This is a genomic window from Afipia sp. GW822-FHT03D08 (genome assembly GCF_058801645.1).
Window position 1 is genome coordinate 528,982 of the sequence record NZ_JBXANK010000001.1, and the last position, 12,936, is coordinate 541,917.

General features: G+C 64.7%; 7 protein-coding genes. 6 read left to right on the plus strand and 1 reads right to left on the minus strand.

Going from position 1 to position 12,936, the window contains the following annotated elements:
* Window positions 1–263 precede the first annotated feature (263 nt).
* From AC1RM7_RS02570 to AC1RM7_RS02595, 6 genes are all read left to right on the plus strand, one after another.
* Complete coding sequence (locus AC1RM7_RS02570; protein WP_024919218.1) at window positions 264–5,486, plus strand: alpha-2-macroglobulin family protein; 5,223 nt, start codon at window positions 264–266, stop codon at window positions 5,484–5,486.
* A 260-nt stretch (window positions 5,487–5,746) separates the two neighbouring features.
* Window positions 5,747–7,786, plus strand: coding sequence for a penicillin-binding protein 1C (gene pbpC / locus AC1RM7_RS02575; protein ID WP_024919219.1), 2,040 nt, complete (start codon window positions 5,747–5,749; stop codon window positions 7,784–7,786).
* Between the two features lie 50 nt (window positions 7,787–7,836).
* Window positions 7,837–9,585: an ArnT family glycosyltransferase gene (locus tag AC1RM7_RS02580; protein WP_006020501.1), complete on the plus strand. Its 1,749-nt coding sequence runs from the start codon at window positions 7,837–7,839 to the stop codon at window positions 9,583–9,585.
* Window positions 9,586–10,428, plus strand: a complete 843-nt coding sequence (locus AC1RM7_RS02585) for a phosphatase PAP2 family protein (RefSeq protein WP_024919220.1) — start codon at window positions 9,586–9,588, stop codon at window positions 10,426–10,428. It abuts the gene before it with no gap.
* 58 nt (window positions 10,429–10,486) lie between these two features.
* Window positions 10,487–11,242 carry a glycosyltransferase family 2 protein gene (locus AC1RM7_RS02590; RefSeq protein ID WP_006020503.1) on the plus strand — a complete coding sequence of 252 codons (756 nt, stop codon included), beginning with the start codon at window positions 10,487–10,489 and terminating at the stop codon, window positions 11,240–11,242.
* Window positions 11,242–11,580 (plus strand): lipid-A-disaccharide synthase N-terminal domain-containing protein, encoded by a 339-nt coding sequence (locus AC1RM7_RS02595; RefSeq protein WP_024919221.1) that lies wholly within the window; start codon window positions 11,242–11,244, stop codon window positions 11,578–11,580. Before AC1RM7_RS02590 ends, AC1RM7_RS02595 begins: the two co-directional genes overlap by 1 nt.
* A gap of 101 nt (window positions 11,581–11,681) precedes the next feature.
* On the opposite strand, the gene metC is transcribed toward AC1RM7_RS02595, so the two are convergent.
* A complete protein-coding gene (gene metC, locus AC1RM7_RS02600) occupies window positions 11,682–12,878 on the minus strand; it encodes a cystathionine beta-lyase (RefSeq protein ID WP_024919222.1) in 1,197 nt (398 codons plus the stop codon).
* Window positions 12,879–12,936 lie beyond the last annotated feature (58 nt).

Sequence of the window (12,936 nt, forward strand, 5' to 3'; positions counted from 1 at the left end):
TGAAATTTCTGAACCTGTCCGAGGGCTCAGCCGACAAACCGGTGGGGCATACCCGAGGGCCTGCATTGCCTTTGGGGTCTCCCGACCTACAGTCGTGTTTTAGCCGGGTCAATGGCTGGGAGCGCTGCCTTGTGCCGCACATGTGCGGCGGTCGCGCGGAATCTTTTGGCCCGATATCGGTAAGACCATGAGTCTGTCACGATTCGCGCATTGTCTATATTTCAAGCGACCTCGCTCAGCGTCGCTCGCAAGGAGTTTTCATCATGATTGGTCTGGTTCGCGCCATGTCGGTTTGCGCCACGCTCGCGCTTGGTCTGGTTTCAGCCCATGCTGCCGACAAGGCGTTCAAGCGGGATGACCTGGCGGACTCGGCGATCCGGCTCGAGGCCCAGATCAAGACCGAGGCCGGGATCATCAACAAGACCGTCGCGACGCTGAAGTCGGATACCGATGCCGCCTTCAAGCGCAGTGATCTGCGCGGCGCGCTGGTTCTGCTGGGACAGACGGCCGCCGTGGCCCCGGAGGACAGCGGCAACTGGCTGAGGCTGGCGAAGACCGTGTTCCAGATCCGCCCGTCGGATAACCGCGAGCGGACCTTCTTCCACGAGCGTGCGTCAACGGCGGCCTACATCGCCTATCAGCGTGCCGCGAATGCAGCCGAGGAAGCCGATGCGCTGGCGGTGCTCGGCAGCGCGCTGGCGGAGCGCAAGCTCTGGCGTCCGGCGCTCGATGCGCTGCGCCTGTCGCTCGACCAGAAGGAAGTCGCCGACGTTCGCGGCCAGTATGAAAAACTGCGCGATGAAAAGGGCTTCCGGCTGCTGGATTACAGCGTGGATTCGGACTCGGCCTCGCCCCGCGCCTGCTTCCAGTTCTCGGAAGACCTCGCCAAGCGGGCCGACTTCAATCCGTTCGTCGCGCTCGCGGGCTCCGACAGCCCGGCGCTGACCTCGGAAGAGAAGCAACTCTGCGTCGAGGGCCTCAAGCACGGCGAGCGCTACACCATCAACCTGCGTGCCGGCCTGCCGTCGACCGTGAAAGAGACGCTGCCGAAATCGGCGGAGTTCAATATCTATGTGCGCGACCGCAAGCCGTTCGTGCGCTTCACTGGCCGCGCCTATGTGCTGCCGCGTACCGGCCAGAAGGGCATTCCTCTGGTCAGTGTCAACACACCGTCGGTGTCGGTGAACATTTTCCGTATCGGCGACCGCAACCTGATCAACTCGGTGCTGGGCAGCGACTTCCAGCGCAGCCTGTCGAGCTATGAACTGTCCGACCTCGGCAACGAGAAGGGCGTCAAGGTCTGGACCGGAGAGGTCGCGACCGCCACCACACTCAACGCCGACGTGGTCACCGCGTTCCCGGTCGATCAGGCTGTCGGCGAGATGCAGCCGGGCGTCTATGTGATGACGGCCGCCGCCAAGGGGCCAGGCTCCGGCGGCGACGACGATTCAAGTTCGCTGGCGACGCAGTGGTTCATCGTCTCGGATCTGGGCCTGACCGCGTACTCGGGCAATGACGGCGTCCATGTGTTCGTCAACTCGCTCGCCTCAACGGAGCCGACGGCGAATGCCGAGGTTCGTCTGGTGTCGCGCAGCAACGAAGTGCTCGCGACACGCAAGACCGACAGCGCGGGTCACGTCCTGTTCGAGGCGGGGCTGGCACGGGGCGAGGGCGGCCTTTCTCCCGCGTTGTTGTCGGTCTCCGGCGACAAGGGCGACTACGCCTTCCTCAGTCTGAAATCGAATGCGTTCGATCTGACCGATCGCGGTGTTTCGGGCCGCACAGTGCCGGCGGGTCCCGATGCGTTCGTCTACACCGAGCGCGGCGTCTATCGCTCCGGCGAGACCGTCTACGTCACCGCGCTGCTGCGCGACGGCAAGGGCAACGGCGTCACCGGCACGCCGATGACGCTGGTGGTCGAGCGGCCCGACGGCGTCGAATTCCGCCGCACGGTTGTGCCCGATCAGGGCGCGGGCGGGCGAAGCCTGACGCTGCCGCTCAATTCGGCGGTCCCGACCGGCACCTGGCGGGTCCGCGCCTTCACCGATCCGAAGGCGCCGTCGGTGGGCGAAACCACCTTCATGGTCGAGGATTATGTCGCTGACCGGATCGAATTCACTCTAACTTCCAAGGCGAAGCACATCGCGGCTGAACTTCCAGCAGAACTTGAGGTCGATGGCCGCTTCCTCTACGGCGCACCCGCCTCGGGTCTGGCGCTTGAGGGCGACATGCTGGTGACGACCGCGACGGACCGTCCGGGCTATGCCGGCTACAAGTTCGGCGTCGCCGACGAGGAGACGGCGAGCAACGAGCGCACGCCGCTGGAAAACCTGCCGGAGGCAGATGCCAACGGCAAGGCGACCTTCAAGGTCAGCCTGCTGAAACCGCCGTCCTCGACGCGTCCGCAGGAAGCGCAGATTTTCGTCCGCATGGTGGAGACCGGCGGCCGTGCCGTCGAGCGCAAGCTGACGATTCCGGTCGCGCCCAATGACGCGATGATCGGCGTGAAGCCGCTGTTCGCTGACAAGAATGTCGCCGAAGGCGATCCTGCCAACTTCGATGTTGTCTTCGCTGCGCCCGATGGCAAGGCGCTTGCCCGCAGCGACCTGCGCTACGAACTGCTTAAGCTTGAATCGCGTTATCAATGGTACCGGCAGGGCTCGTCCTGGGATTACGAGCCGGTGAAATCCACCAAGCGCGTGGCGGACGGCGCCATCGCCCTGACGGCGGACAAGCCGGCGCGTATCCAGGTCGCGCCCCAGCCCGGGCGCTATCGCCTCGACGTGAAGACCGGCGACAACGATGGCCCGATCACCTCGGTCCAGTTCGATGTCGGCTGGTATTCCGACGGCAGCGCCGATACGCCGGACTTGCTGGAAACGTCCATCGACAAGCCGGAATACAGGTCCGGTGACACCATGGTCGTGTCCGTGAATGCGCGCACGGCGGGCAAGCTCACCATCAATGTGCTGGGCGACCGCCTGCTGACCACCCAGTCCGCTGACATCAAGGAAGGTCAGAACAAGATCAACATTGCAGTCGGCAAGGACTGGGGCACGGGTGCCTATGTGGTCGCCACGCTGCGCCGTCCGCTCGATGCCGCTGCCCAGCGCATGCCGGGGCGGGCCATTGGCCTGAAGTGGTTCGGCATCGACAAGGCCGAGCGCACGCTCAAGGTCTCGCTGACGCCGCCCGCGCTGGTGCGTCCGGGCACGGCGCTCAAGCTGCCGGTGAAGATCGAAGGTCTGAGCCGCGGCGAGGACGCCAAGATCGTGGTGGCTGCCGTCGACGTCGGCATTCTGAATCTCACCAACTACAAGCCGCCTGCGCCGGATGACTATTATCTTGGCCAGCGCCGGATGACGTCCGAAATCCGCGACCTCTACGGACAACTGATCGACGGTATGCAAGGCACGCGCGGCCAGATTCGCACCGGCGGCGACGGCGCTGCTGCGGAGTTGCAGGGCAGCCCTCCGACACAGAAGCCGCTCGCGCTTTATTCCGGCATCGTGACAGTTGGCGCAGACGGCACCGCGACAGTGTCGTTCGACATTCCGGAGTTTGCCGGCACCGCGCGCGTCATGGCCGTGGCCTGGACCGCCACGAAAGTGGGCCGCGCCAACACCGATGTCACGGTGCGCGATCCTGTGGTGCTGACGGCGACGTTGCCGCGCTTCCTGCTCAGCGGCGATCGCGGCACCATGAACCTCGATCTCGACAACGTGGAAGGCGCTACGGGCGATTACATCATCACCGTCAAGCCGTCGGGCCCGGTGAAACTCACCGGCAATCCGGCGACCACGATGCGGCTGGCTCCCAAGCAGCGCAGCACCGTTGCGCTCGCCATCGACGCGACAGGCGGAGCAGGGGCCGCCGCGCTTGATGTCGACATCAAGGGGCCGAACGGGCTGACGCTCGCGCGGCACTATGACCTCAACGTCAAACCGGCGACGCAGATCCTCGCGCGCCGCTCGGTCCGCACGCTGGCGAAGGGCGAGAGCCTGACACTGACGTCGGACATGTTCTCCGATCTCGTGCAGGGCACCGGCGGGGTGCAACTGTCGGTCGGCCTGTCTACCGCGCTCGATGCCGCCACGATCCTGAAAGCGCTGGACCGTTATCCGTTCGGCTGCTCCGAGCAGATCACCAGCCGCGCGATGCCGCTGCTCTATGTCAACGATCTTGCGGCGGAGAACCATCTTGCGCTGGATACCGGCGTCGATCAGCGCATCAAGGATGCGATCGATCGATTGCTCGCGCGGCAAGGCTCCAATGGCTCGTTCGGCCTGTGGTCGGCGGGCGGCGACGATGCCTGGCTCGACGCCTATGTCACCGACTTCCTGACACGGGCGCGCGAGAAGGGCTTTGCCGTACCGGACGTGCTGTTCAAGACGGCGCTGGACCGCATCCGCAACTCGGTGGTCAATGCCGAGGAGCCGGAGAAGGACGGCGGCCGCGATCTCGCCTATGGCCTCTACGTGCTGGCGAAGAACGGCACCGCGCCGATCGGCGACCTGCGCTATCTCGCCGACACCAAGCTGAACAACATCGCCACGCCCATTGCCAAGGCACAGTTGGCGGCGGCGCTGGCGCTGGTCGGTGATCGTGGCCGCGCTGAGCGCGTCTATGCGGCGGCGGTGAACAGCCTCGCGCCGAAGCCTGCGCTTGAATTCGGCCGCAGCGACTACGGCTCATCACTGCGCGATGCAGCGGCGTTGGTCTCGCTGTCCAGCGAAGGCAACGCGCCGAAGGCCACGATCAGTCTTGCGGTCGAGCGCGTCGAGGCCGCACGCGGTCTGACGCCCTACACCTCGACGCAGGAAAACGCGTGGCTGGTTCTGGCCTCGCGGGCGCTGGCGAAGGAGGCGAATGGTCTTGCGGTAACGGTCAACGGCGAGACAGCGAAAAACGCGGTTTACCGCAACTACCGCAGCGCGGACGTCGCGGCGAAGCCGATCACCATCACCAACACCGGCGACACGCCGGTGCAGGCGGTGGTGTCGGTCACCGGCGCACCGGTCACGCCGGAGCCTGCGGCGTCGAACGGCTTCAAGATCGAGCGCAACTTCTTCACGCTCGACGGCAAGCCCGCCGATGTGTCGAAAGCGAAGCAGAACGACCGCTTCGCCGTCGTGCTGAAGGTCACCGAAGCCAAGCCGGAGTTCGGCCGCATCATGGTGGTCGATTATCTCCCGGCAGGCCTGGAGATCGACAATCCGAAGCTGGTGTCGTCCGGCGACTCGGGAACGCTCGACTGGATCGAGGACGGCGAGGAGCCGGAGAACACCGAGTTCCGCGATGACCGCTTCAGCGCGGCCATCGAGCGCGAAGCCAAGGACGAAGCCGTGTTCACCGTCGCCTACATCGTGCGCGCGGTCTCGCCCGGCAAGTACGTGCTGCCGCAGGCCTATGTCGAGGACATGTACAATCCCTCGCGCTACGGGCGTACGGGCACGGGTACGGTCGAGGTAACGAAGGCAAAATGAGCGAGAAGGCCGACCATACTTCTCAGGTCACCGGCGAAACTTCTGCGGTCGTCCCGGCGCAGCGGATGCATGCTCTTGCTTCACCTCTCCCGTGGGGAGAGGTCGGATCGCGAAGCGATCCGGGTGAGGGCGTAGAATCTATCGATGGATCGAGAGCCCCTCACCCCAACCCTCTCCCCACCGGGGAGAGGGGGCCGATTTCGCTCGCTGCAAGGTCGGCACCGCGGAGAGACATACTTCGCAGCTTCGCACTATCGACCATGGCTGTGTTTGCTTTCCTGGTCACCGCCGCAATCTGGATCGCCTCACTCCCGCCGCTGCCATTCACCGACGCAAAGAAGGTGTCGACCACCATCCTCGACCGCAACGGCAAGCTGCTGCGCGCCTTCGCCATGGCGGACGGCCGCTGGCGGCTGCCTGCTCATGCAAAGGACGTCGATCCCGGCTATCTCAATCTGCTGCTGTGCTACGAGGACAAGCGCTTCCGCTCGCACATCGGTGTCGATCCGCTGGCGATGGGACGCGCCGCGATCCAGCTCGTCACGCGCGGACACATCGTCTCCGGTGGTTCGACCATCACCATGCAGGTGGCGCGGCTGATGGAGCCGCGGCAGGAGCGCTCGGTTTCGGCCAAGCTGCGCCAGATGGTGCGCGCGGTGGAGCTTGAGCGCACACTGAGCAAGGACGAGATTCTCGATCTCTACCTGACGCTCGCGCCGTTCGGTGGAAACCTCGAGGGCGTCCGCGCGGCGTCGTTTGCGTACTTCGGCAAGGAGCCGAAGCGATTGTCGCTGGCGGAATCCGCGCTGCTGGTGGCGCTGCCGCAATCGCCGGAAACGCGGCGGCTCGATCGTCATCCCGAGGTGGCGCAGGCCGCGCGGGATCGCGTGCTCGCGCGCATGGTGGAAGACGGCCGCGTCTCCGCCGACGATGCGGCGCACGCCAAACGCGAGATCGTGCCGCGCCTGCGCAAACCGATGCCGCTGCTCGCGCCGCATGCGACCGATCAGTCGCTCGCGATCATGAAAGATACGCCGGTGATTCAGCTCACGCTGGATTCAACGATCCAGAAAGCGCTGGAGTCGCTGGCACGGGATCGCGCGATTGCACTCGGGCCTGACGTCTCGGTCGGCATTCTCGCGGTCGACAACGAAAGCGGCGATGTGCTGGCGCATGTCGGATCGTCCGATTACTTCGACACGCGGCGCGCAGGGCAGGTGGACATGACCCGCGCGGTGCGCTCGCCCGGCTCGACGCTCAAGCCCTTCATCTACGGCCTCGCATTCGAGGACGGCTTCGTGCATCCCGAAAGCCTGATCGAGGACCGGCCCATTCGGTACGGCTCTTACGCGCCGGAAAACTTCGACATGACGTTTCAGGGCACCGTCACTGTGCGTAAAGCCTTGCAGATGTCGCTGAACGTGCCGGCCATCGCGCTGCTCGACCGCATCGGCTCCAACCGGCTCACCGCGCGGATCAAGCAGGCGGGCGCGAACCTGATCCTGCCCAAGGATGAAACGCCCGGTCTCGCCATGGGTCTCGGCGGCGTCGGCGTCACACTGAATGATCTCGTCCGGCTCTATTCGGGTTTCCCCCGGCTTGGCGAGACGACAGCGCTGCGGGAAATCGTGCGGCCGGACGACGCAGCCGAGCCCGAGACGCGGCGTCTGCTCGATCCATCGGCCGCATGGCTGGTCGGCAATGTGCTGATGGGCACGCCGCCGCCGGACAATGCGCCGCATAACCGGCTCGCGTTTAAAACGGGCACCAGCTACGGCTATCGCGACGCCTGGTCGGTCGGTTTCGACGGCCGGATGACCATCGGCATTTGGGTCGGCCGTCCTGACGGTGCCCCGGTTCCGGGCCTGACCGGCCGGACGGCGGCGGCGCCGATCCTGTTCGATGCCTTTGCACGCACCGGGAAGTTGCCCATGGCGCTGCCGAAAGCCCCGAAAGGAACGCTGATGGCGAGCAACGCCAAGCTGCCGCTGCCGCTCCGGCGTTTCCGTCCGTCTGGCGACTTCGTCCGGACCGGCAGCGAACAGGCACTGCGCATTCAGTTCCCCCTGAACGGCTCGCGGATCGACGCCTATGGCGGCGGCGAGACGGGCCAGTCGGCCATGCCGGTCAAGGTTGCGGGCGGGGTGCTGCCCATGACCATGATGGTTAACGGCGTCGCGGTCGGAAATATCGACAGCCGGCGCCAGAAACTGGTCGATCCGCCGGGGCCGGGCTTCGTCCGGCTGACGGTGATGGATGCCACTGGCGCGGCGGACACAGTCGTCGTGAGAATTCAGTAGAACCGGCTCAACCTGTTGTCCGGCTATCGGTTTCAGCGTATGCGGAACCGATGGCTGAGAGCTACCCAAGACCCCGATTTGGCGCGCCGCGCGAGCCCGTGGAACAGAAAAACCCGGGCAGCGGACTCGCGCGCGTCGTTGACGTCGCGGTCGGGAGCCATGCCCGCGCCGTCACCCTGCTTGTGCTGGTCGGCCTGCTGTTTTTCCTGCCCGGCTTCTTCAACATTCCGCCGGTCGACCGTGACGAAGCCCGCTTCGCGCAGGCGACGAAGCAGATGGTCGAGAGCGGCGATTTCGTCGACATCCGTTTCCAGGACGAGGTGCGCTACAAGAAGCCCGTCGGCATCTATTGGCTGCAGGCCGCCGTCGTGGAGACCGCATCCAAGCTGGGACTGCCGCGCGCGCAGGTTCGCATCTGGCTTTACCGCATTCCCTCCATGATCGGCGCGATCGGCGCCGTGCTGCTCACGTACTGGACGGCGCTGGCCTTCGTGACCCGGCGCGGCGCGCTGATCGCCGGTCTGATCATGTGCAGCTCGATTCTGCTCGGTGTCGAAGCGCGCCTCGCCAAGACCGATGCGATGCTGCTGCTGACCACCACGGCCGTGATGGGCGCGATGGCGCGAGCCTATCTGTCGTGGCAGCGCGGCGACGACAATCCACATCCGTCGTGGACACTTGCGTTTGTGTTCTGGACCGCCATTGCGGGCGGCATTCTGCTGAAGGGCCCGCTGATCCTGATGTTCGTTGCGACGACCGTCGTGACCCTCGCGGTTCTCGATCGTTCGTCGGCGTGGCTGTGGCGTCTGCGTCCGGTCTGGGGATTGATGTGGACGCTGGTGCTGGTGCTGCCGTGGTTCATCGCGATCTTCCTCAAGGCCGGCGATACCTTCTTCGCAAATTCGCTCGGCGCCGACATGCTGAGCAAGGTCGCCAGTCCGCAGGAGTCGCATGGCGCGCCGCCGGGACTCTATTTTGTCCTGTTCTGGGTGACGTTCTGGCCCGGCGCTGCAATGGCCGGCATGGCGACCCCGGCGATCTGGCGCGCGCGCCGCGAACCCGGTGCGCAGTTCCTGCTGGCGTGGCTGTTGCCGGCCTGGATCGTCTTCGAACTCGTCATCACCAAGCTGCCGCACTATGTGCTGCCGCTTTATCCGGCCATCGCCATCCTGATCGTTGGCGCGCTCGAGCGAAAAGTGCTGTCGCGTTCCGCATGGATTGTGCGCGGGTCGGCATGGTGGTTCGTGTTGCCGCTGATCATCACCGTCGCATCCATCATCGGAGCGATCGCGCTGCTGCGGCAGCCGGAGTTTCTGGCCTGGCCGTTCGCGGCCGGTGCGCTGATCTTCGGACTCTTCGCCTGGTGGATGTATGACGACACTCACGCCGAGCGTTCTCTGCTGAATGCGATCGGCGCATCGTGGTTCATGGCGGCGTGTATTTACGGCGTCGTGGTGCCGTCGCTTGCGCCGTTGTTCCCGAGCGTCCAGATCGCGCGTGCGCTGCGCAGCGTCGAATGCGTCGGACCGGCAGCCGCGGCCGCAGGTTTCCAGGAGCCAAGCCTCGTCTTCATGGTGGGTACGTCGACCGTCCTGACCAACGGCTCGGGCGCGGCGGACTTCCTGTTGCAGGGAAGCTGCCGGTTTGCGCTGGTGGAATGGCGCGAGGAGCGCGCGTTCGCGCAGCGCGCAGAAGCAATCGGGCTGCGCTACAACGCCGGCACGCGCATCGATGGTTATAATTTCTCGCAAGGCCGCGCGATTTCGGTCGCCATCTTCCGCTCCGAAGGTACGGAGTAAATGGCGACTGGACCCGGCGCGCGACCGGCAAATTATGTGACGCTGGTCGGGCAGGTTGCGTGGCAGTCGGTGGCGCGGCTGGTGCGTGCGCCGTCGCACTCGCGGCGTGCCGAGGCGCGCCGCGCTCTGGCGCGGAGATGGATCGGGGTCGCCGCACTGACGGCGATCGCCATCGGCATTCTGATGTTCGCAGTCGATGTCGCGGCCATCAAGCAGATGCCCGCGCGGGGCACTGCCAGCCTGTGGTGGCTGCGGATCCTCACCGATTTCGGCAAGTCGACTTATGTGCTGTGGACGCTGGCGGGACTGCTCTTCGTCATTCTGCTGGTCCAGCCGTTGCTCAGCGACGTCTTGCGATCGATGCTGATCGCGTTTGGCGTGCGCATTCAGTATCTGTTCTTCGCGGTGCTGTTCGCGGTTCTGTGCGGCGAACTTCTGAAATACATCATCGGCCGGAGCCGACCCTTTGTCGGCGGCGATGCCAACGCGTTTTTCTACCAGCATTTTGCGGGCAATCCGGCCTTCGAGAGCCTGCCGTCCGGTCACGCGACCACGGCGTTTGCGCTGGCCTTCGCGGTCTCCGCCGTGTGGCGGCGGATGACGCTTTTCATGTTCGTCTATGCGGTGCTGATCTGCGTCAGCCGGGTGGTTCTGCTGGCCCATCACCCGAGCGACGTGGTCGCGGGGGCGCTGACCGGCATCATCGGCGCGATGATCGTCCAGTACTGGTTCGTGGCCCGCCGCCTCGGGTTCAAAATCGTGAGCGGCGGGGCCATTGAAACCCTCGCAGGACCGTCCTGGTCCGCCCTGAAAAGGGTTGCCCGCGGGGCGTTCGCACCATAAGAAGCGGTCGCCCGGTACGGTTTTGACCGCGTTTTCGGGTTTTCGGACCCATCGAGATATGAACGATCAATCCAGCATCCCCGGCCTGCCGGCCCCCGACGTATCGATTGTGGTTCCCGTCCGCAACGAACAGGACAACGTCGCGCCGCTGATCGCCGAGATCGCGGCGGCGCTCGATGGCCGCTGGGCCTACGAGATCATCTACGTCAACGACGGATCGACGGATGCAACCGGCGAGCGGCTCGCCGCCGAGATGAAGGCGCGCGGTAATGTGCGCCAGATCCGGCACGCCGCTTCCAGCGGCCAGTCGGCCGCGGTGCGGACCGGCGTTCGCGCGGCGCGGGGAAAGATCGTCGCGACGCTCGATGGCGACGGGCAGAACAATCCGGCGTTTCTTCCGGCCCTGATCGAGGCGATCGAGAAGGGCGGCGACAAGGTCGGCCTCGCGGCGGGACAGCGCGTCGGCCGCAAGGACACCGGCTTCAAGCGGTTTCAGTCGCGCGCGGCCAACGGCGTGCGCAACGCGATCCTGCATGACGGCACCCGCGACACCGGCTGCGGATTGAAGGCGCTGCGCCGCGATGTGTTCCTTGCTTTGCCATATTTCGATGGTCTGCATCGTTTTCTTCCGGCGCTGGTGCGGCGGGAGGGTTACGACATCGTCTATGTCGATGTGATCGACCGTCCTCGGCATTCCGGCGTGTCGAACTACGGGTTCTTCGACCGGCTCTGGATCGGGATCATGGATCTTGCGGGCGTGTGGTGGCTGATCCGCCGCAAGAAATCCACGCCGGTCGCAACGGAGGTGACCTGATGCTGATTCAGTTCGGTCAGGATCTTGGCAATTATCTCTACGATGTGTTCGTCGCGAAGTTCGATTTCTGGCTCGCGTTCGGCCTGATCGCGCAGTTGCTGTTCACGGCGCGGTTCCTCGTGCAGTGGATTTCGAGCGAGCGCGCCGGCCAGAGCGTTGTGCCGATGGCATTCTGGTTCTTTTCGATGGGCGGCGGGTTCATGACCCTGATCTACGGCATCGCCAAGCGCGAGCCGGTGATTATTCTGGGGCAGGGTCTGGCGACGATCATCTATATCCGCAACATCATGCTGATCCTGAAGAACCGCGGGTCGGGATCGAAGGTCGAGAAGAGCTGAAAAGTCAGCACCCGTCATTGCGAGGAGCGCAAGCGACGAAGCAATCCATCTGATGTTATGACTGGATTGCTTCGCTTCGCTCGCAATGACGAAAAGTGAGATTACGCCGCCGCCTTCAGCGCCGCGAACCCTCGCTCAAGATCGGCCTTCAGGTCATCGAGATTTTCCAGCCCGATGTGGAAACGCAGCGTCGGCCCGCCCGGTTTCCATTCTGTAGCCGTGCGATAGGTTGAGCAGTCGAACGGAATCACGAGGCTCTCGAAGCCGCCCCACGAATAGCCCATGCCGAACAGCGTGACCGTGTCGAGGAACGCATCGACCGCTTGCTTCGACGCCGGTTTCAGCACGATGCTGAACAGGCCCGTGGCGCCGGTGAAGTCGCGCTTCCAGATCGCGTGTCCCGGATCGGTCTCCAGCGCCGGATGAATGACCCGCAAAACTTCCGGACGCGATGCGAACCAGCGCGCCATCTCAAGACCCGCCTGCTGGTGATGGGCGAGGCGCACGGACAGCGTCCGGAGTCCGCGCAGCGCGAGAAAGACATCGTCGGGACCGGCGCAGACGCCGAGCAGCCGAATCGCTTCGGTGATCAAAGGCCACGTCTTTGCGTTCGCCGAGATCGTCCCGAACATGATGTCCGAGTGGCCGCCGATATATTTTGTTCCGGCCTGAATGCTGATGTCGACGCCCTGATCGAGCGAGCGATGAAACAGCGGCGTCGCCCAGGTGTTGTCGTCCACAACCAGCGCGCCCCTGGCATGCGCGACGGCCGCGATGGCCGGAATATCCGGCATCTCGAATGACTGCGATCCCGGTGCTTCGACGAGGACGGCCCTGGTGTTCGGCTTGAACAGCTTCTCGACGCCTGCTCCGATCAGTGGATCGAAATAGGTGGTCTCGACGCCATACCGCTTGAGCACGCTGTCGCAAAAGTTTCGTGTCGGGCGATACACACTGTCGATGACGAGTAAGTGATCGCCGGCCTTGAGAATCGCCAGCAGCGCTGTGGAAATCGCAGCCACGCCGGACGGTGCCAGTCCCACGCCGGCACAGTTCGGTCCTTCCAGCGCCATCAGCGCCTGCTGGAGCGCCTTGGTGGTCGGCGTGCCGTGCCGCCCGTACTGAAACTCGCCGCGGTGGGCATGGAGGTCTTCGGCGGTCGGATAAAGCACTGTCGAACCGCGCACGATCGGCGGGTTGATGAAGCCCTTTTGCGCAACGGTGTCGCGTCCGGACGTGACCAGTTCGGTCTGCGGATCAAGCGGTTTCGAGAAACGGCTGTCTTTTGGGGAAGTCATGTGACGATCACTTGTGCAAGACATCTTGCCGCAGCCGCGGAGGGGACTGCTCGACAAA

Coding starts and splice junctions, on each gene's coding strand:
- AC1RM7_RS02570 (WP_024919218.1), top strand. CDS start 264: ATGATTGGTCTGGTTCGCGCCATGTCGGTTTGCGCCACGCTCGCGCTT.
- AC1RM7_RS02580 (WP_006020501.1), top strand. CDS start 7,837: ATGGCTGAGAGCTACCCAAGACCCCGATTTGGCGCGCCGCGCGAGCCC.
- metC (WP_024919222.1), bottom strand. CDS start 12,878: ATGACTTCCCCAAAAGACAGCCGTTTCTCGAAACCGCTTGATCCGCAG.
- pbpC (WP_024919219.1), top strand. CDS start 5,747: ATGGCTGTGTTTGCTTTCCTGGTCACCGCCGCAATCTGGATCGCCTCA.
- AC1RM7_RS02590 (WP_006020503.1), top strand. CDS start 10,487: ATGAACGATCAATCCAGCATCCCCGGCCTGCCGGCCCCCGACGTATCG.
- AC1RM7_RS02585 (WP_024919220.1), top strand. CDS start 9,586: ATGGCGACTGGACCCGGCGCGCGACCGGCAAATTATGTGACGCTGGTC.
- AC1RM7_RS02595 (WP_024919221.1), top strand. CDS start 11,242: ATGCTGATTCAGTTCGGTCAGGATCTTGGCAATTATCTCTACGATGTG.